Below are 19599 nucleotides of genomic sequence, written 5' to 3'. Positions count from 1 at the left end.
GACGGGTGCGGTCACCTCAGCGCCCCCCTTGTACGGCTGCAGCACGGCTGCAGCGGTACGCACTCCATTAGGAATGGCCGATCGCGGCCCCCGCCACCTGGCCTCCCCTTGGATAGGCCAGGTGAGTGGTGCGCATCTGAGGTGCGTTCCGTGCTCCTGCAGGCGCATTCTTGCTGTGTCAGCCACCCGGAAGGCGCACAGGACGAGGCAGGGCCGATGACTGGGAGCGGCGGCGAGCAGCTGGTCCGTACGCGGGCCAGACTCGCCGCGCTGCTGGCGGACGCCTCGACCGGTGCGCTCGACGCGGCGGGCGGCCGGGTGGCGGGCGTGTACCTGCGCTCGGGCACGCCGGGCCTGCTTCGCCTGGCGGTGCTCGCCGGGCTGCCCGGCCCGCTGTTCCGCCCGTGGTGGCGGCTGCACGTGGCCCGTCCCTTCCCCGTGGCCGACGCCTACCGGCTCGGTGTGAAGGTGGTACTCGCGAACGCCGCCGAGACGGTGCGCCGTTACCCGCAGTTCGCGGCGGGCCTGCCCTTCCCGTTCGGGTCGGTCCATCTGCCGGTGCCCGGCGGGAGCGAGCCGCTCGGGGTGCTCACGGTGCTGCGCCCGGCGGTGGCGGACCCCACGGAAGAACCACTGGACCAGGAGGTGCTCGGCCGGCTCACCGAGGGGCTCGGCGCCGAATTGCTCGGCCTCGCCGACGGGGATCCCCGCGTGGTGGTCTGGGACGCAGAGCCGCTGTGCGTACGGCCGCCGGGGAGCCGGTCCGCGCAGGCCGCCGTCGGCCGGTTCAGCTGGGATCCGGTGACCGGCGCGGTGCGCGCGGACGACCGGCTGCACGTACTTCTCGGCCTGCTCCCCGGCGAGTTCGCGGGCACGGACACGGCGCTCGCGGGCGCCGTGGCTCCGCTCGACGCGGACCGGATCCTGGCCGCGCTGCGCGACACCGCCGCCGGGAAACCGCCCGGTGCGCCGCTGAGCCTGCGGGCGCGGGACGGCACGGAGCGGCTGCTGGATTTGTGGTCGGCGGCGGAGGACGCGGCGGCCGGACGGGTCGGCGGGGTGGTCTTCGATCCCCGTCCGGCCTCGGCCACGGACAGCGCGGCCGACCCGCTGCCGCAGGGTGTGTTCTGTCTGGACCGGCTGGGGCTGATCGTGTACGCCAACGAGGCCGCGGCCCGGTTCGCGGGATGCGAGCGCAGCCGGCTGGTCGGGCGGGAGCTGTGGGAGGCGATGCCGTGGCTGACCGGGCCGCCGTGCGACGATCATCTGCGGGGTGCGCTGCTCGCCCCGGATCCGGTTCACTTCCATGTACAGCGCCCGGCCGGTGACGGCGAGGCGGCGGGTGGGGGCGACTGGCTCGCCGTCTCGGTGCATCCCGGCGAGGACCTGCTGACCTGCACGCTCGCCCCGGCCACCCGCATGGACACACCGGCCGGGTCGGTCCTTCCTGCGCAGCTGCCCCAGGAGCCGGCCGACCACTCGCTGGCGCCGCTGTACCGGCCGATCGCCCTGGCCATCGCACTGACGGACGCGGTGACCGCCCGCCAGGTGTCGGCGGTGGTCATGCAGGAGCTGTTGCCCGCGTTCGGCGGCCGCTGCCTGGCCATCTACCTGCTGCAGGACCGGCATCTGTATCTGGCCTGGGAGACGGGCTTCCCGCCGGGCTTCCTCGCCCCGTTCGAGGGGACCGGGCTGGATGCGCACCTGCCCGGTGTGGAGACCCTGACCACGGGGCGGCCGCTGTTCTTCGAGTCGATGCAGCAGCTGACGGCCGCCTACCCGGGCATCCCGCTGGACGCGACCGAGGGCGCGCGGGCCTTTCTGCCGCTGATCGCCTCCGGCCGCCCGGTCGGCTCGTGCATCCTCGGCTTCGACCGCTCGCGCTGCATCAGCACCGAGGAACGCACCGTGCTCACCGCGCTCGCCGGGCTGATCGCGCACGCCATGGAGCGGGCGCAGCGCTACGACAGCGAGGCGGCCCTCGCCCGGGGCCTGCAGCAGGCGCTGCTGCCGCGCCGGCTGTCGACGCATCCCCGGGTGGAGACCGCCGGCCGGTACCTGCCGGGCACACAGGGCATGGACGTGGGCGGCGACTGGTACGACGTGGTCGAGGCCGGTGACGCGATCGCCCTGGTGATCGGCGATGTGCAGGGGCACGGGGTACAGGCGGCGGCCACGATGGGGCAGCTGCGCAGTGCCGTGCGCGCGTTCGCGCTGGGCGACCGGCCGCCGGACGAGGTGATGAGCGGCACCAACCGTCTGCTGATCGATCTCGATCCCGGCCAGTTCGCCAGCTGCTGCTATCTGCGGCTGGACCCGGCCACCGGCCGGGCCCGGGTCGCCCGTGCGGGGCATCCGCCGCCGCTGCTGCGCTCCCCCGACGGCCGCACCCGGCTGCTGGACATTCCGGGCGGGGTCGTCCTCGGTGTGGATCCGCAGGCCCGGTATCCGGTGGCCGGGCTGCTGCTGGAGCCGGACGCGATCCTCGCCCTGTACACGGACGGGCTGGTGGAGCGGCCGGGGGCCGACATCGACGACGGCATCGCCGCGCTGCGCCTCGCGCTCTCCAGGGCCGGGTCCGCCGCCGGGCGGCGCGGCGGGCGCTCGCTGGCCGGGGTCGCCGACCGGCTCACCGCCACCGCCCGGCATGCCGCCGACCGCCCCGACGACGTGGCGCTGCTCCTCGCTGCCCGCCGTTCGGCTCCCCCGCCCGGGCCATGACAGCGGCGCGCCGGACCGGGCGGCGCGTGTCGGTCCGGGCGACAGTCTCGCCTCGCGGCGCAGGGCAGTGTAGACATGGGCACATGGTGCGACTGTCCGGCCGGTCCGCGACCCGGCCGCCCCGAACGTCCGGGCCCCCGCGCGCACCCAAGGGCCCGGTCTCGGACGGCCCGGGCAAGGGCGGCGGCCGGGCGGGGGCGCTGCGGTCGGCGGTGACCGGGCGCAGCGTCGCCGGGCAGGTCTTCCTCTTCCAAGTGGTGATCGTGCTGCTGCTGGTCGTCGCGGCCGTGGTGGCACAGCTGCTCCAGGTGCAGCGCGACAGTGACACCGAGGCCCGCAACCGTTCGCTCGCGGTGGCGCAGACGTTCGCCAACGCGCCGGGCACCGCGGCCGCGCTGCGCACCGCGGACCCGACGAAGGTGCTGCAGCCCAAGGCGGAGGCCGTACGCAAGTCGACCGGCGTGGACTTCGTCGTCGTGATGAACACCGACGGCATCCGCTACACACACCCCAAGCCGGGCCGGATCGGCAAGAAGTTCGTCGGCACCATCGCCCCGGCGGTGGCCGGCGGCACGGTCATCGAGCATGTCAACGGCACGATAGGGCCGCTGGTGCAGGTCGTGGTCCCGGTGAAGGACTCTGCCGGCAAGGTGGTGGGGCTGGTCTCGGCGGGGATCACCACGGAGCACGTGGGCGGGGCCGCCAACCAGCAGATGCCCCTGCTGCTGGCGGCGGCTGCGGCGGCCCTCGTGCTGGCGACCGCCGGCACCGCCCTGGTCAGCAGACGGCTGCTGCGTCAGACGCACGGTCTCGGGCCGTACGAGATGACCCGCATGTACGAGCATCACGACGCGGTGCTGCACGCGGTCCGCGAGGGCGTGCTGATCGTCGGCGACGGCGGCCGGCTGCTGCTCGCCAACGACGAGGCGCACCGGCTGCTGGACCTGCCGCAGGACGCGGAGCAGCGCAGCGTGCTGGAGCTGGACCTGGACGACGAGACGGCTGCGCTGCTGGCCTCCGGACGGGTGGCGACGGACGAGGTGCACCTGGTCAAGGACCGGCTGCTGGCGATCAACCAGCGCCCCACCGATCTGCGCGGCGGCCCGGCCGGCAGTGTCACCACGCTGCGCGACTCCACCGAGCTGCGGGCCCTGTCCGGCCGCGCGGAGGTGGCGCGCGAGCGGCTGAACATGCTGTACGACGCCGGAGTGGGCATCGGCACCAGCCTGGACGTGACCCGTACCGCGGAGGAGCTGGCAGAGCTGGCGGTGCCCCGGTTCTCGGACTTCGCGACGGTGGACCTCTTCGACGCGGTGCTGCACGGGGAGGAGCCGCGGCCGGGCACCGCGCTGCGCCGTACGGCGCTCGCCGGTGTCCGCAAGGACTCCCCGCTGTACCCGGTCGGCGAGCGCATCCGGTTCGTGACCACCTCGCCGCAGGCGCGCAGTCTGACCACCGGGCAGTCGGTGGTGGTGCCCAGCCTGCGGGACGCGCCCGGCTGGCGCGCGCAGGACCTGGAGCGCACGAACCAGGTGCTGGAGTACGGCATCCACTCGCTGATCACCGTGCCGCTCAAGGCGGGCAGCCTGGTGCTGGGGGTGGCGAACTTCTGGCGCTCGGAGAAGCCGCAGCCCTTCGACTCCGAGGAGCTGGCGCTCGCCGAGGAGCTGGTCGCGCGGGCGGCGGTCTCCATCGACAACGCCCGCCGCTACACCCGCGAGCACAGCATGGCGGTCACCCTGCAGCGCAGTCTGCTGCCGCGCACGCTGCCCGAGCAGGACGCGCTGGAGATCGCCTACCGCTATCTGCCGGCGCAGTCCGGGGTGGGCGGCGACTGGTTCGACGTGCTGCCGCTGTCCGGAGCCCGGGTGGCGCTGGTGGTGGGGGACGTGGTGGGGCACGGGCTGCACGCGGCGGCCACCATGGGCCGGCTGCGCACGGCGGTGCACAACTTCGCCTCGCTGGATCTGCCGCCCGACGAACTCCTGGGTCTGCTGGATGAGTTGGTGGGCCGGATCGACCAGGACGAGATGTCCGTCGACGGCTCGGCCGCGATCACCGGCGCGACCTGTCTGTACGCCGTCTACGACCCGGTCTCACGGCGCTGCTCCCTGGCCCGGGCCGGCCATCCGCCGCCGGCGTTGGTGGGGCCCGACGGCAGCGTGGAGTTCCCCGAGGTGCCGGCGGGTCCGCCGCTGGGGCTGGGCGGGCTGCCGTTCGAGACGGCCGAGCTGGAGCTGGCCGAGGACACCCGCCTGGTGCTGTACACCGACGGGCTGGTGGAGGACCGCGACCGGGACATCGACGAGGGTCTCGAGCTGTTGCGCGACGCCCTGCGCCGCACGCCGGGCGCCTCGCCGGAGGAGACCTGCCGTACCGTGCTGGAGCGGCTGCCGGACCGGCCGGACGACGACGTCGCGCTGATCGTCGCCCGTACCCGGGTGCTGGGTGCCGACCGGGTCGCCGAGTGGCAGGTGCCGTCCGACCCGGCTGCGGTGTCGCAGGTGCGGGCCTCGGTGACCCGGCAGCTGGCCGACTGGGGCCTTGAGGAGCTGGACTTCACGACGGAGCTGATCCTGAGCGAGCTGGTCACCAACGCCATCCGCTACGGGCGCGGCCCGATCGGCGTACGGCTGCTGCGCGACCGTACGCTGATCTGCGAGGTCTCCGACCGCAGCACGACGTCACCGCATCTGCGGTACGCGGCGAGCACCGACGAGGGCGGGCGGGGCCTGTTCCTGGTCGCGCAGCTGGCCGAGCGCTGGGGCACCCGCTACTCCCCCGACGGCAAGATCATCTGGGCGGAGCAGCCGCTGCCGTAGGCACCGCGGGCGCGTTGCGGCAGGTGCGGGCGGCCGGTGAGGAGCAGCCGCTCGCCGAGGTGGCCGTGCTGGTGCGGCGGGCCGCCGAGGCTGCGGGCTTCGACGACCTCGCCGAGGCCGCCGCCACGGTCGTCGCCGAAGGCGGTGTCGAGCAGGGGCCGGCGGACGACCGTCCGGAGGCGGAGATCGCCGCCGGGATGACGGCGGCCGGCCCCGGACCCGATCCCGGCGACGGCACGGGCCGCACGGACACCGGCACACGGTTCACCAGGTTCGCCACGGCAATCCGCGACAGCCGCCTGTACGGCAACCGTACCCGGACACGCTCCACCGGACCGGTCACCGGCTCCCGTTCACCTGAACCGAGCCGGCACACCGGACGGCCCGGCCGGTGTGCCGGTCAGCCCAGGGCGCGGTCGAGGTTGAACGCGGCGCTGATCAGGGACAGATGGGTGAACGCCTGTGGGAAGTTGCCCTGTTGCTCGCCGGTGCGGCCGATCTCCTCGGCGTACAGGCCGAGGTGGTTGGCGTAGGTGAGCATCTTCTCGAAGGCCAGCCGGGCCTCGTCGACCCGGCCGGCCCGGACCAGTGCCTCGACGTACCAGAAGGAGCAGATGGAGAAGGTGCCCTCGTCGCCGCGCAGTCCGTCGGGGCTGGCCTGCGGGTCGTAGCGGTAGACGAGGGAGTCGGAGACCAGGTCCTCGGTCAGGGCGTCGAGGGTGGCCAGCCACTTGGGGTCGGTGGGGGCGACGAACTTGCCGAGCGGCATCATCAGCAGCGAGGCGTCGAGGACGTCGCCGCCCTCGTACTGCACGAAGGCGCCGCGCCGCTGTGACCAGCCGCGGTCCATGATCCGCCGGTAGATGGCGTCGCGGGAGCGGCCCCAGCGGGACAGGTTGGCGGGCAGCCCGCGGCGGCGGGCGAGGCGCATGGCCCGTTCGATGGCGACCCAGCACATCAGCCGCGAGTATGTGAAGTTCTTGCGGCCGCCGCGGGTCTCCCACACGCCCTCGTCGGGCTGGTCCCAGTGGGCGCAGACCCAGTCGACCAGCTTGCACACGTCGTCCCACTGGTCGCTGGGGATCGGCTGGGCCCACTTGTCGTAGAGGTAGATCGAGTCGATCAGGGCGCCGTATATGTCCAGCTGGAGCTGGTCGGCGGCGGCGTTGCCGACCCGGACCGGGGCGGAGCCGAGATGGCCCTCCAGGTGTGGCAGTACGCGCTCGGGCAGGTCGGTGCGGCCGTCGATGCCGTACATGATCTGCAGCGGCGGGGAGCCCGCGCCGGTGTCGCAGGGGCTGACGTTCGTGGTCAGGAAGCGCATGAACGCCTCGGCCTCACCGCTGAAGCCGAGCCGCAGCAGCGCGTACACGGCGAAGGCGGCGTCGCGCACCCATACGTACCGGTAGTCCCAGTTGCGCTCGCCGCCGAGCTGTTCGGGCAGGCTGGTGGTGGGGGCGGCGACGATGGCGCCGGTGGGGGCGTAGGTGAGCAGCTTGAGGGTGAGGGCGGAGCGGTGCACCATCTCGCGCCAGCGGCCCCGGTAGCGGGACTGGCGCAGCCAGCGCCGCCAGTAGCAGACCGTGGCGTTGAACTCCTGCTCGGCCTCGGCATGCGGGCAGCACCGGGGGGACACCTCGTCGCTGACCTGGTCGAGAGCGAACACGGCTGTCTCGCCCTCGCCCAGCTTGAAGTCGGCGCGCGCGTCCCGGGCGTCGCACTCCAGGGCGACCGTGGAGGTCAGCGCCAGGCACTGCACGGCGGACTCGAAGACGACGAGGTCGTCGACGGTGCGCAGGGTGTGCGGGACGGCGCCGTAGCCGAAGCGTGGGGCGACCAGCACCCGGAAGGGGACGGTGCCGCGGACGCAGACCACGCGCCGGATCAGCCGGTGCCGGGCCCCGTTGCCCGCGCCGGCCGTGCCGTCGCCGGTCACCGGCATGAAGTCCTGCACCTCGCCGACGCCGTCCTCGGTGTAGAAGCGGGTGATCAGGACGTTGGTGTCGGGGAAGTAGAACTGCTTGGTACGCGCGGGCACGGTGGCGGCCAGCTCGAAGGAGCCACCGCGCTCGGCGTCGAGGATGGCCGCGAAGACGCTGGGGGCGTCGAAGGACGGGCAGCAGTACCAGTCGATCGTGCCGTTGGTGCCGACCAGGGCCACGCTGCGCAGGTCTCCGATGAGTCCGTGCTCGGCGATCGGCAGATAGCGCGGGCCGGGGCGTACGTCCTCGGCGAACGGGGTCTCGGCCATCGGCGGCCTCCCGGTGTGTGGTGCTGGATGTTTTCCAGCTTAGAAGCGAGTGCTCTCCGGTGGCGTGGGAAGGAGGTGGGGGCAATGGTGAGAGTGTGCCCCGTACGGCGGCACCGGCACGGATGCGGTCATCCGGACCGAGGAGGAGGCATCATGTCGACAACCACACCCGACGAGTCCCGGTCGTCCGACGACCACTGCACCCCGGACGCCCTGCTCCACAGCGCTCCCTCCCAGGGTGTCACCCCGGAGGATCTGGCGATGGCGGCAGGCAGGGACGTCACTCCCAAGAATCTGGACTGGGCCCGACGCAAGCTCGAGACGGACCCCAAGGCCGTCGAGAAGCTGATGCCGTAGGGCGTCCGGGGAACCGATCCCGGGGCTCGCGGGGCCGTGTGCAAGGCGCGGCTCCGCGGTCCCTTACGCACCGGGCCGGGGCCTGTCAGACTCCCGAGGGTGCCCGACTTCGACTTCGACATGCTCGTCATCGGATCCGGACCCGGCGGTCAGAAGGCCGCCATCGCCGCGGCCAAGCTCGGCCGCCGGGTCGCCGTCGTGGACCGCCCCGACATGCTCGGTGGGGTCTCCCTGCACACCGGCACCATCCCTTCCAAGACACTGCGCGAGGCCGTGCTGTATCTGACCGGTCTCACCCAGCGTGACCTGTACGGGCAGAGCTACCGGCTGAAGGAGGACATCACCGTCGCCGACCTGACCGCGCGCACCCGGCACGTGGTCGGCCGCGAGGTGGACGTCGTCCGCAACCAGCTCGCCCGCAATCATGTGACGGTGTACGCAGGGACGGCCCGCTTCGCCGATCCGCACACGGTCGCCCTGTCCGAGGCCCCGGGCCGGGAGCGGCTGATCGGGGCCGAGCACATCGTGATCGCCACCGGCACCCGGCCGGCCCGCCCGGACCGTGTCGAGTTCGACGGGCGGACGATCATGGACTCGGACAACGTCCTCTCGCTGGAGCGGGTGCCGCGGTCCATGGTGATCGTGGGGGCCGGTGTGATCGGCATGGAGTACGCGAGCATGTTCGCGGCGCTGGGCAGCAGGGTGACCGTGGTGGAGCGGCGCCCGGGCATGCTGGACCTGTGTGACGTCGAGGTCGTGGAGTCGCTCAAGTACCACCTGCGGGACCTGGCCGTCACCTTCCGGTTCGGGGAGAGCGTGGCCGCGGTGGAGCGGCATCCGCGGGGCACGCTGACCGTGCTGGAGAGCGGCAAGAAGATCCCCGCGGACGCGGTGATGTACTCGGCGGGCCGCCAGGGCCTGACGGACGCCCTGCAGCTGGACAGGGCCGGCCTCGGGGCGGACGCGCGAGGCCGCATCCGGGTGGACGAGTACTACCGCACCGAGGTGGCGCACATCTACGCCGTCGGAGACGTGATCGGCTTCCCGGCGCTCGCGGCGACGTCCATGGAACAGGGCCGGGCGGCCGCCTCCCACGCGTGCGGGGAGCCCGTGGGGCGCATGCACAACCTGCAGCCGATAGGGATCTACACGATTCCGGAGATCAGCTTCGTCGGCCGGACCGAGGACCAGCTGACAAAGGACTCGGTGCCGTTCGAGGCGGGGGTGGCCCGGTACCGGGAACTGGCCCGGGGACAGATCATCGGCGACTCCCACGGCATGCTGAAGCTACTGGTCTCCCCGGTGGACCGCACCCTGCTGGGAGTGCACTGCTTCGGTTCCGGCGCGACCGAGCTGATCCACATCGGGCAGTCCGTGATGGGGTGCGGGGGCACGGTGGACTACTTGGTCAACGCGGTGTTCAACTATCCGACGCTGGCGGAGTCGTACAAGGTCGCCGCGCTGGACGTGACGAACCGGCTCCGTCAGGTGGACCGGCTCGACTAGGGTCTGCCGGGTCAGTCCGCGGACTGTTCCGCCAGGCCCGCCGTCCACTTCTCCTCGATGCGGCCCGCCTTCCAGACCAGCAGGGCGATCGCCCAGGTGGCGAAGAAGAGGCCGACGATGACGAAGCCGACCGTGTTGAGGTCGAGGCCGGAGACCCAGTCCCAGAAGGCGCCGTGCAGGTCCAGCTTGTCGGCGAGGAGGCCGAGGAGTTCGACGGTGCCGATGATCAGGGCGACGGCGACGGACAGGCCGGTGATGGTCAGGTTGTAGTAGACCTTGCGGACCGGCTTGGAGAACGCCCATTCGTAGGCGAAGTTCATGAAGGAGCCGTCGATGGTGTCGAGCAGCGACATGCCGGCCGCGAACAGGATCGGCAGGGTCAGGATGGCGTACCAGGGCAGGCCGGAGGCGGCGCCCGAGCCGGCGAGGACCAGCAGGGCGATCTCCGTGGCGGTGTCGAAGCCGAGGCCGAACAGCAGGCCCAGCGGGTACATCTGCCACGGCTTGCTGATCGAGCCGGTGACGCGTCCGAGCAGGCGGTTCATGAAGCCGCGGTTGTTGAGCTGGTGCTCCAGGGCGGCCTCGTCGTACTGGCCGGTGCGCATCCGGCGGAACACCTTCCAGATGCCGGCCAGGATGACGAGGTTGATACCGGCGATGAGGTAGAGGAAGGCGCCGGAGACCGTCGTACCGATCAGGCCGGTGACCTGGTGCAGGTGGGAGTTGTCGTCGCGGACCGGGCCGGCCAGGGTCTTCATCCCGAGGGAGAGCAGCAGGGAGAGGCCGAAGACGATGCTGGAGTGGCCGAGGGAGAACCAGAAGCCGACCGACAAGGGGCGCTGTCCCTCGCCCATGAGCTTGCGGGTGGTGTTGTCGATCGCCGCGATGTGGTCGGCGTCGAAGGCGTGCCGCATGCCGAGCGTGTAGGCGGTCACGCCGATGCCGATGCCGAAGGACTCCTTGCCCACGCTGAAGTGCTGGGGCGCGATGATGCCGACCAGGGTCCCCCAGCCGATGATGTGCAGCGCGAGGACGAAGCCGGCCATCCCGCCGACCCTGATCCACTCCTGGCGCGTCATGGAGCCCCGGACGCGCTGCCAGGCCGACCGCTTGCGGTCGGCCTGGGCGGGGAGGGATGGAGCGGAACCAGGGGCGGCCGTCATCGGGAGGGTCTGTCCTTAGGTCGTGAGGGTACGGCTGCACCCCGCAGCCTTGTGCCATCCTCTCCTACTTGCAAGTCATGTGCAGTAAAGAGCGCGGCAGGCCTTTCCCATGGAAAAGGAAAAGAAAAGGGAAAGACCTGCCCTGGACCTGGGGAAACGCTCAGGCGGACAGCATCCCGCTGCCCAGCCAGTCCTTGCTGTCCCGCACACCGGGAAGGGCGAAGAAGTAGCCGCCGCCCGTCGGGGAGATGTAGTCGACGAGGGGTTCGTCGATCAGCCGGGTCTGTACGGCCTCGAACTGCCGCTTGACGTCCTGCTGGTAGCAGCAGAACACCAGGCCCATGTCGAGGTTGCCGACGTTGTCCACGCCCCGGTCGTAGTTGAATCCGCGGCGCAGGATGCGGGAGCTGTCGCTCTGCGCGGTGCGCGGGTTGGCGAGCCGGATGTGGGCGTCCAGCGGGATCGCGTTGCCCTTGGGGTCCTTGGCGTACTGGGGGATGTCTGTCTCCTTGGCGCCGTCGAGCGGGGCGCCGGTGTCCTTGCGGCGGCCGAACATCTTCTCCTGCTCGCTCAGCGAGACCCGGTCCCAGAACTCCACCAGCATCCGGATGACCCGGATCACCTGGTAGCTGCCGCCGGTGGTCCAGGCGGGCTCGCCCTGGCCGTCGCCGACCCAGATCAGCTTGTCCGTCTCGCGCGCGGAGTTCACGTCCGGGTTGGCGATGCCGTCCTTGAAGCCGAGCAGGTTGCGCTGGGCGCCGGTGGGGCGCGGGGCGTTCTGGAAGCCGTCGATGCGCCACTTGATCTGCATGGCGCCACGCGTGTGCCTGGCGATGTCGCGCAGCGCGTGCAGCACGGTGTCCGTGCTCTGGGCGCAGATCTGCAGCGACAGGTCGCCGTGGCATTCGGCGGCGTTCAGGTTGTCGTTGGGGAAGGTCCGCATCGGGGTGAGGCGGGCGGGCCGGGCCTTGGCGAGGCCGTAGCGGTCGTCGAAGAGGGAGGCGCCGACGCCGAGGGTGATCGTGAGGCCGTCCGAGGGGACCTCGGGGCCGAGGATGCCGTTGTCGGAGGGCGGCGCGCCGACGCCGAGGTCGGCCGGTGCGCCGCCGGAGGTGAGGAAGCGGGCCCGCTCGGTGATGGTCTTGAGCAGATCGGTCAGGCCCCGGCGGTCCTCGGCGATCACGTTCAGCGAGACGAAGGTGGCGGCGGCCGGCGCGGGGGTGACGATCCCCGCCTGGTGGGCACCGTGGAAGGGGACCTTGGCGCTGCTGTCGGCGTTCGGGGTCTGCGCCTCGGCCGTGCCGCCGCTCTCCCCGAGGGCGAAGCCGCCGCCGGCCAGGACCGCTCCGGCGGCGCCGGCGCCCAGCGCGGACCGCACGAAGGAGCGGCGGGCGGGGCCGACGGGGCAGGTCGGCGTGTCGGCGGTCGGCATCGGTGGGTTCCCTTCGGAGTGCGGGGGGTGCGCGGGCGCCATCGGGCAGGCGTCGTCGTTCATCAGGCGGACTTCCGGATCTCGAGCAGGTCCGGTACCGGCGCGAGGTCCTCCAGCAACTGGCCGGTGGCGCCGTTCAGCCGCTGCCGGTCGGTCTGCGCCAGCTTGTCGACGGCCGTCCAGTGCTCGCCGTCGTGGGCCGCGTCCAGGAGCTTCTGCACGCGCGCGATGTCCGCGTCGACCGTGGGGAGCAGCTTGGGCGCGCGCGTGGTGAGCAGCGGCTTGAGAACGGTGAGCAGCTCACGGGTGCCGGAGAGGTTGGCGTCGGCGGTGGCGAGGTTGGTGCCGCTGCCCTCGTCGGTGTCGCCGGTCAGCTCGAACTGGAGGGTGTTCTCGAGGATCTCGTGGGCACGCAGCGGCAGGTCACCCGGGTCGAAGTCCTGGCTCGGGAAGGCGTTGCGCAGTCCGGCACAGTCCGTGGCGAGCTGCTGGGCGGGGCCGGTCAGGTCCTTGGCCGACTGGCCGTGCCACAGGCCGTACTCCAGGCGGTGGAAGCCGGTGAAGTCCTTGTCCGCGACGCCGCCGGGCAGTCCGTCGGCCCGGCCGTTGATCTTCTTGTCGAAGTCCTCGAAGGTGCCGTAGGCGGCGCCGAGCGAGGAGTAGGTGCGGTGGGCGGTGAGCCAGTCGGTGCGGGCCCTGTCCAGGTGGTTGCCCTTGATGTCGTCGGCGAGGGTGCGGGTCTGGGTGACGAGGGTGGCCAGGCCCTGGCCGACGTACGCCTTGTACGCCTTCAGGGGCGCGGCGAGGTCCTGCTCGGAGACCGGAACGACCGGCATGGCGGCGCCGCCGCCGCTGACGGTGACCGACTTGGAGGTGACGGTCCTGCCGCCGGTGGGGACGCAGCGCCAGGCATAGGTGCCGCCGGCCACGGTGGCGACGAGGTCGCGGGTGGTGCCGGGGGCCAGGCCCTCGATCTCGCCGTACACCGCGTTGCTCGACGGGTCGACGAGGTAGACCTCGGAGGTCTTGCCGCCGGTGTTCTTCATCTGGAAGGTCTGCCGGCCCGGCTTGGGCGCGGTGAAGCCCTTGCCGCACTCGGTCTCGGAGACGGCGACGGTCTGGTCCCCGGCGGGCTTGGGCCGCGAGAAGGCGACGACGCAGCCGGCTATGACGGCGGGTACGGCGACCACGGCGGCCGGCACGACCCAGACCGGACGGCGCCGCGCGGGCCGCTCGGCCTTCGGCTCGTCCGCGGGGCGCTGCGCGGCCGGCTTGGGAGCCGTGGCACGCACGCCGCGCACGAACAGCGTCATCACGACGGCAAGATAGGCGACGTACCCCATGACCTGGAGCCAGGTCATGGTGGGCATCAGGTTGAACACGCCCTGGACCAGGGTGCTGTACCAGGAGCCGGGGTCGATGCTGCCGGCGAGGTCGAACGCGTAGGTGGTCTTGCCGGGCAGGACACCGCCCTCCTGCAGATCGCGCAGGCCGTAGCCGAGGACTCCGGCCGCGATGACGATCAGGACGGCGCCGGTGGCGGTGAAGAACTTCGTCAGGTTGATCTTGAGGACGCGCCGGTACAGGCCCCAGCACAGGCCGGCCGCGAGGACGAGGCCGATGCCGGCGCCGGTCAGCGGTCCGGCCGACTCGCCCGCCGCCCGCGCGGTGGTCCACAGGAAGAGGGCCGTCTCCAGGCCCTCACGGCCGACCGCGAGGAAGGAGGTGAGGATCAGCATGCCGGAGCCCATCGCGAGCGCGCCGGTCACCTTCTCCTTCAGCTCGCTCGACAGGTTGCGGGCCGAGCGGCGCATCCAGAAGACCATGGCGGTGACGAACGCCACGGCGATCACGCTGAGGACGCCGCCGAACGCCTCCTGGGCGGTCTGCGGCATGGACGCGGCGGTGAAGGTGAGCACTGCGCCGAAGCTCATGGCCACCGCGACGGCGGCCAGGACGCCGGTCCACACCTGGGGCAGCCGCGAGCGCGCCTCGGCTCTGACCAGGGTGGCCACCAGGATGGAGACGATGAGTCCGGCTTCGAGTCCCTCCCTCAAACCGATCAGGAAACTCGGAAACGCGTCGTCCCACATGACCTGCTGCCCTCCCAGACCTACTTAGTGAAGGCATGCCTAACCTTCGCGGACCATCATGACTACGGGCGCGTATTCAGTCAGTCATGAATGAGTAATGGCAAGGCAAAGGCCGGGAACGATCGGTGCCTCGGATTCGTCTACAGTCCAGTCGGACGTCTACAAATATGTAGTCGGATGCAGTCGGGATGCACTTCGTAGGAAGCCGAAAGGAAGGGCGTACGGCGATGGCCACTCCCCCACACCTGGCGTCGCAGCTCGCGGTCAATGTGCTCGATGCCCACTCGCTGCTCGCCGCCTTCGGCGTGCTCGGCGTCGGCGTGGTGCTCTTCGCCGAGACCGGCCTGCTGATCGGGTTCTTCCTGCCCGGGGACTCACTGCTGTTCACCGCCGGCCTGCTGTGCACCGCGTCCGCCGACCGCGGGCTGCATCTCTCGCTCGGCCCACTGCTCGTCGCGGCGGCCGTCGGCGCCCTGGCCGGCTCGCAGTGCGGCTTCCTGATCGGCCGGAAGGCGGGCGGGGCGCTGCTGGCCCGCACCCGGTCGGCGAAGCTGCGCGAGGGCGCGCAGCGCGCCGAGGAACTGCTCGAGCGGTACGGCCATGCGAAGGCCATCGTGCTGGCCCGCTTCGTCCCCGTGGTGCGCACGGTGCTGAACCCGATGGCGGGCGCGCTCGGTGTGCCGGCGAGGACCTTCACCGTCTGGCAGACGGTGGGCGGGCTCGTGTGGAGCCTCGGCCTCACCCTCGCCGGATACGCGCTGGGCTCCTCGATCCCGGACATCGACAAGTACCTGCTGCCGGTCATCGCGCTGATCGTCGTCGTGTCCCTGCTGCCGCTCGCCGTCGAGCTGCTGCGCTCCCGCAGGGCCGCCCGGGAGGTGCGCGGATGAACCTCGCGCTGACGGGCTCCTCGGTCGACGGCCCGCTCTACCGGGACGTGGTGGACCTCGCCCACCGCGCCCCCGGCTGGCTGGACGGCACGATCGCGCTCTGGTCGGCGTACGGGCTCGGGGTGTTCGCCCTGCTCATGCTCGCCGCCTGGTGGCGGGCCCGGCGGGACGGCGCGAGCGCGGCCGTGACGGCGCTCGCCGTCCCGGTGGTAGTGGTGCTGGCCTACGCGGTGACCAGTGTGGTGAAACCGCTGGTGGCCGAGGACCGGCCGTGCCGGCATCTGGCCTTTCGCACGCTGGAGGCGTGTCCCGCGCGGGGCGACTGGTCGTTCCCGAGCAACCACGCGGCCATCGCCTTCGCGGCGGCGACGGCCCTGTTCTTCGTCTCCCGGCGTCTCGGCGCGGTGGCGGCCCTGTGCGCGGGTGCCATGGGGGCGTCCCGGGTGTGGGTCGGGGTCCACTATCCGCACGACGTCGCCGTGGGGGCGGCGATCGGCGCGGCGGTGGCCTTCCTTGCGATGTCCGCCCTGAAACGGCTGCCCGAGGATCTGCCCGGACGGCTGTCGGGGACCCGGCTGCGCCCGGTGCTGGTGTCGGACCCGGCATGAGGCCGAGGAGCCCGGCGGAGCCGGCGGGCACGGTGGCCCTGGGCGCCTGGATGGCGTTCGCGGTGCTGAGCGCGGTGGTGATCAGCGACCAGGGCCCCCTCTTTCCGGACCTGGAACTGCTGTCCTGGTCCGTCGGGCACCGCCCGCCGGTGGCGGTGGCGGTCGCCCGCGGGCTGACCTCGACGGGTACGGGCGCCGTGCCGTACGTCCTGGCGGTGGTGGCCGGGCTGATCGCGGGGCGCAGCGCACGGCAGCGGCTGGTGGCGGCCGCTCTGGCCGTGGCCTGCCTCGGCACGGGCCAGGCGGTGCGCCTGGGCGTGATGGACCTGGTCGCCCGTGCCCGGCCGCCGCGGTACGACTGGCAGACACAGGCCTCCGGCTGGTCGTTCCCCTCGGGCCACACCACGACGAGCGCGGTCACGGCGGGGCTGCTGATCCTGGCCCTTTGTCTGCGCACTCCGCGGGGCCGGACCGCGCTGTGTCTGCTGGCCGCGCTGTGGGGCGTGGGCGTCGGCCTGACCCGGGTCTACCTCGGCGTGCACTGGTTCACCGACGTCGTCGGCGGCTGGCTCTTCGCCACTGGCTGGCTCGCCCTGTTCGTGCGCGCGGTGGCCCGGTGGCTGCCCGCGCGCTTCCTCCCGCGTGCCCCCGAGCCGGGCACACCCCATCCGAGCGGTCCGGCCGACGGGCCGGTGGAGAGAGATGCGCCCCAGGATCCTCATCGTCGAGGACGATCACGCCCTGCGTGACGTACTGCGCCGTGGTCTGCACGACGAGGACTTCGACACGGTCACGGCGCCCGACGGCGCCACCGCCCTGCGGCTGGCGACGCCGGACGTGTCCGCCGTGGTGCTGGACGTCGGCCTGCCCGACGCCGACGGCCGCGACGTCTGCCAGGCGATGCGCGCGGGCGGGTTCCACGCCCCGGTCGTCTTCCTGACCGCCCGGCACGGGCTGACCGACCGGCTGTCGGGCTTCTCGGCCGGCGGCGACGACTACCTGCCCAAGCCCTTCCACCTCGCCGAGCTGGCCGCCCGGCTGCGCGCCGCACTGCGCCGGGCCGCACCCCCGGCCACGCCGGCCTCCGCGTCAACTGCCGCGGGCGCTCTGGTGCTGGACGCCGTCCGGCACGGCGCCACCGTGGACGGCAGCCGCGTGGACCTCACCCCGACCGAGTTCCGGCTGCTGGCCGCGCTCACGGCGGCCGGCGGGGAGCTGGTGCGACGGCGCGAGCTGCTGCGCGCCGGCTGGCCGGAAGGAGCGCGCGTCAGCGAGAACACGCTGGACCAGTATCTGACCCGGCTGCGCCGCAAGCTGCGCGCGGCCGGCAGCGAGCTGACCATCGCCACCGCTCGCGGGATCGGCCACCGGCTGACATGAGGTCCTGTGCACAGCTCCGGCCGCTCCTCGCCCGGCTCGCGCCCCGCACGCTGCGCGGGCGGCTCTCCCTGGTCGCGCTGACCACGGCCGCGCTGCTGATCGTGATCCTCACCGTGGTGTTCAACACCGTGGTCCGCCACCGCCTGCAGCGGGAGGCGGACGACGAACTGCGCACCCGCGCGGCGGCCGTGGCCACGACCGTCGACACGCGGCACGGCCGGGTGCGGGTGCTGGAGACCTCCGGCGACCGGCTGCTGGACACCAACGCCTGGATCTACGCCGGCGGCCGGCTGCTGGAGCAGCCCCCGTCCGGGGCCGGTGGACTCACCCGCGCCGCCGGCACCCTGGCCGCCCGGGGAGGGCGCGCCTGCCGCACGGTGGGCGGTCCCGACACGGTGCGGCTGTGCGCGGAGCCGGTGCCCGGTGGCGCGGCACGGACCACCGTGGTCACGGCGCTGGACCTCGCGCCGTACCGCAGCTCGGCCCGGACCCTGCTGCTGGGCTCGTTCGCGCTGGACGCGGTGATGCTCGCCTGCACCTACGCACTGACCCGGCTGGCGGTGGGGCGGGCGCTGCGGCCGGTGCGCACCATGACGGACCAGGCGACGCAGTGGAGTGCCGTGGGGTCCGGGGAGCGTTTCGCGGGCCGGGGCGGGCCGGCCGAACTTGCCGCGCTCGGCGCCTCGTTGGACTCCCTGCTGGACCGCATCCGCGCGGTGCTGCGGCACGAGCGGCAGCTGACCGGCGAACTGTCCCACGAACTGCGCACCCCGCTCAGCCGGATCGTCGCCGAACTGGACTGGTGGCGCGCCCGCCCCCGGTCCGGTGCCGAGACGACCGCGTCCCTGGACGTCGTCGCCGAGGCCGCGCAGTCGATGCGCACCATCTGCGACACACTGCTGGCCGAGGCCCGCGAGGGCGTGTCCACGGCTCCCGGCACCGCCGACGTGGCGGCCGTACTGCACGGGCTGGCCGCGCACGCGGACGGTTCCGGCGTGGTGCGGGTCGTCGTCCCGGGCGGGCCGGGGCCGCTGACGGCCGGGGTCCCTGCGGCGCTTCTCGAGCGCATGGTCGCTCCGTTGCTGGCCAACGCGGTGCGCTACGCCCGTACGACGGTCACGCTCGGCGCGGGCCGTGAGGACGGCGGCATACGCGTCGAGGTCACGGACGACGGCCCGGGTGTGCCCTCGGCCTTCACGGCGCTGCTCTTCCAGCCCGGCAGACGGGCCGACCCCGGCGACGGGCACGGTGGGGCGGGCCTCGGGCTGCCGCTCGCACGGCGCCTGGCCCGCTCCGCCGGCGGCGAGGTGTCCCACGACCTCGAGCACGGGCCCGGGGCACGGTTCGTGGTGACCCTGCCCGCGGGCTGAGCGCGCCCGGGCACTCTGCCGTGCGGTCCGCTCCTCGGTGACGTCCTCACGGGTCGTGATCGGGCAGGAGCAGCGCCCGAGCGCATCCGGGGCGTTCGGCCGGCCGCGGTCAGGGCGCGGCGTGCGGTCCGTCCGGGCGGTCGCCGCGGCGCAGGATCATCTCGTGGCTCAGTTCCTCGGTCTCCGTCCGCGCCAGCCGCTCGAAGCCGTCCTCGGTGATCGAGGCCACCACGGGGAAGATACGGCGGTTCAGGTCGGGGCCGCCGGTGGCGGAGTCGTCGTCCGCCGCGTCGTACAGCGCCTGGAGCGCGGCGAGGACGGCCTCGCGGCGGGTCAGGCCGGGCCGGTACAGCTTCTTCAGAGCGCCCCGGGCGTACGGCGAGCCGGAGCCCTCGGCGTAGAAGTCGGCCTTCTCGTACAGGCCGCCGACTGGGTCGAAGCCGAAGATGCGGCCGCGTCCGCCGTCGGGGGCGGTGACGTCGTACCCGGCGAGCAGCGGGACGACGGCGAGGCCCTGCATGGCCTGGGCGAGGTTCTGCCGGATCATCGTCGCGAGCCGGGTCGCCTTGCCCGCGAGGGTCATCGGGATGCCCTCGATCTTCTCGAAGTGCGTCAGCTCGACCTGGTACAGACGGACCATGTCGACGGCGAGGCCGACGGTGCCGGCGAAGGCGACGGCCGTGAAGTCGTCGGCGGGGTGCACCTTTTCGAGGTCGCGCTGGGCGATCAGGTTGCCCATGGTGGCCCGGCGGTCGCCGGCGATCAGCACACCGTCGCCGTAGGTCAGGGCGAGCACCGTGGTGCCGTGCGGGTAGCTGTCGGGGGCCGTCCGTACGCCCTCGGGCAGCCGGGGCCGGGTGGGCAGGAGCCCGGGGCGGTGGGTGGCCAGGAACTCGGTGAAGGACGACGTACCGGGTGTGAAGAACGCCTCGTCCGGCAGCCCCGCCGGGTCGTTCCCCGCCATGGCTCTCCCCCTCCTGTGCGGCATGTCGACACCCGACTCCTA

At 72.7% G+C, this 19599-nt stretch carries 14 protein-coding genes; 9 read left to right on the top strand and 5 right to left on the bottom strand.

Annotated features, from left to right (window positions below):
- The first annotated feature begins 216 nt into the window (after window positions 1-216).
- Window positions 217-2721 carry a SpoIIE family protein phosphatase gene (locus GQF42_RS39805; protein WP_158928157.1) on the top strand — a complete coding sequence of 835 codons (2505 nt, stop codon included), beginning with the start codon at window positions 217-219 and terminating at the stop codon, window positions 2719-2721.
- 83 nt (window positions 2722-2804) lie between these two features.
- Window positions 2805-5543: a SpoIIE family protein phosphatase/ATP-binding protein gene (locus GQF42_RS39800; RefSeq protein ID WP_158928155.1), complete on the top strand. Its 2739-nt coding sequence runs from the start codon at window positions 2805-2807 to the stop codon at window positions 5541-5543.
- 400 nt (window positions 5544-5943) lie between these two features.
- Here GQF42_RS39800 and GQF42_RS39795 read toward each other — a convergent pair whose 3' ends face one another.
- The gene (locus tag GQF42_RS39795) at window positions 5944-7794 is read right to left on the bottom strand and encodes a glycoside hydrolase family 15 protein (protein WP_158928153.1); all 1851 of its coding nucleotides are present in this window, start codon (window positions 7792-7794) and stop codon (window positions 5944-5946) included.
- 153 nt (window positions 7795-7947) lie between these two features.
- Here GQF42_RS39795 and GQF42_RS39790 point away from each other — a divergent pair, with 153 nt between their 5' ends.
- Together GQF42_RS39790 and sthA are read left to right on the top strand one after the other, a co-directional pair.
- Window positions 7948-8151: a hypothetical protein gene (locus GQF42_RS39790; protein ID WP_158928151.1), complete on the top strand. Its 204-nt coding sequence runs from the start codon at window positions 7948-7950 to the stop codon at window positions 8149-8151.
- Window positions 8152-8271: 120 nt separating this feature from the next.
- Window positions 8272-9657, top strand: coding sequence for a Si-specific NAD(P)(+) transhydrogenase (gene sthA, locus GQF42_RS39785; RefSeq protein ID WP_375993651.1), 1386 nt, complete (start codon window positions 8272-8274; stop codon window positions 9655-9657).
- Window positions 9658-9668: 11 nt separating this feature from the next.
- On the opposite strand, the gene nicT is transcribed toward sthA, so the two are convergent.
- The 3 genes from nicT to efeU all read right to left on the bottom strand — a co-directional run bounded on the left by nicT (window position 9669) and on the right by efeU (window position 14345).
- The gene (gene nicT, locus GQF42_RS39780; RefSeq protein ID WP_199272958.1) at window positions 9669-10820 is read right to left on the bottom strand and encodes a Nickel transporter NicT; all 1152 of its coding nucleotides are present in this window, start codon (window positions 10818-10820) and stop codon (window positions 9669-9671) included.
- Window positions 10821-10980: 160 nt separating this feature from the next.
- Window positions 10981-12252 (bottom strand): iron uptake transporter deferrochelatase/peroxidase subunit, encoded by a 1272-nt coding sequence (gene efeB / locus GQF42_RS39775; protein WP_158928147.1) that lies wholly within the window; start codon window positions 12250-12252, stop codon window positions 10981-10983.
- A 62-nt stretch (window positions 12253-12314) separates the two neighbouring features.
- The gene (gene efeU, locus GQF42_RS39770) at window positions 12315-14345 is read right to left on the bottom strand and encodes an iron uptake transporter permease EfeU (protein WP_158928145.1); all 2031 of its coding nucleotides are present in this window, start codon (window positions 14343-14345) and stop codon (window positions 12315-12317) included.
- 227 nt (window positions 14346-14572) lie between these two features.
- On the opposite strand from efeU, the gene GQF42_RS39765 reads away from it, so the two are divergent.
- From GQF42_RS39765 to GQF42_RS39745, 5 genes are read left to right on the top strand one after another with little or no spacing between them, the layout of a single operon-like run.
- The gene (locus tag GQF42_RS39765) at window positions 14573-15235 is read left to right on the top strand and encodes a DedA family protein (protein ID WP_158928143.1); all 663 of its coding nucleotides are present in this window, start codon (window positions 14573-14575) and stop codon (window positions 15233-15235) included.
- The gene (locus GQF42_RS39760; RefSeq protein ID WP_158928141.1) at window positions 15232-15843 is read left to right on the top strand and encodes a phosphatase PAP2 family protein; all 612 of its coding nucleotides are present in this window, start codon (window positions 15232-15234) and stop codon (window positions 15841-15843) included. The genes GQF42_RS39765 and GQF42_RS39760 overlap by 4 nt, the downstream gene beginning before the upstream one ends.
- A complete protein-coding gene (locus GQF42_RS39755; RefSeq protein WP_158928139.1) occupies window positions 15840-16592 on the top strand; it encodes a phosphatase PAP2 family protein in 753 nt (250 codons plus the stop codon). The genes GQF42_RS39760 and GQF42_RS39755 overlap by 4 nt, the downstream gene beginning before the upstream one ends.
- Window positions 16546-17223 (top strand): response regulator transcription factor, encoded by a 678-nt coding sequence (locus GQF42_RS39750; RefSeq protein WP_158928137.1) that lies wholly within the window; start codon window positions 16546-16548, stop codon window positions 17221-17223. Before GQF42_RS39755 ends, GQF42_RS39750 begins: the two co-directional genes overlap by 47 nt.
- On the top strand, window positions 17220-18593 hold the full coding sequence (locus tag GQF42_RS39745; protein WP_158928134.1) for a sensor histidine kinase: 1374 nt from the start codon (window positions 17220-17222) through the stop codon (window positions 18591-18593). The genes GQF42_RS39750 and GQF42_RS39745 overlap by 4 nt, the downstream gene beginning before the upstream one ends.
- A gap of 109 nt (window positions 18594-18702) precedes the next feature.
- Here the strand turns inward: GQF42_RS39745 and prcB are convergent, their stop codons facing one another.
- Window positions 18703-19557, bottom strand: a complete 855-nt coding sequence (gene prcB, locus GQF42_RS39740; RefSeq protein WP_158928132.1) for a proteasome subunit beta — start codon at window positions 19555-19557, stop codon at window positions 18703-18705.
- Window positions 19558-19599: the final 42 nt, after the last annotated feature.

The sequence above is a fragment of the Streptomyces broussonetiae genome (genome assembly GCF_009796285.1).
In the GTDB taxonomy this organism is placed as follows: Bacteria; Actinomycetota; Actinomycetes; order Streptomycetales; family Streptomycetaceae; genus Streptomyces; species Streptomyces broussonetiae.
Note: the sequence above shows the minus strand (reverse complement) of the source record. Positions and strands in the feature narration are given on the sequence as shown.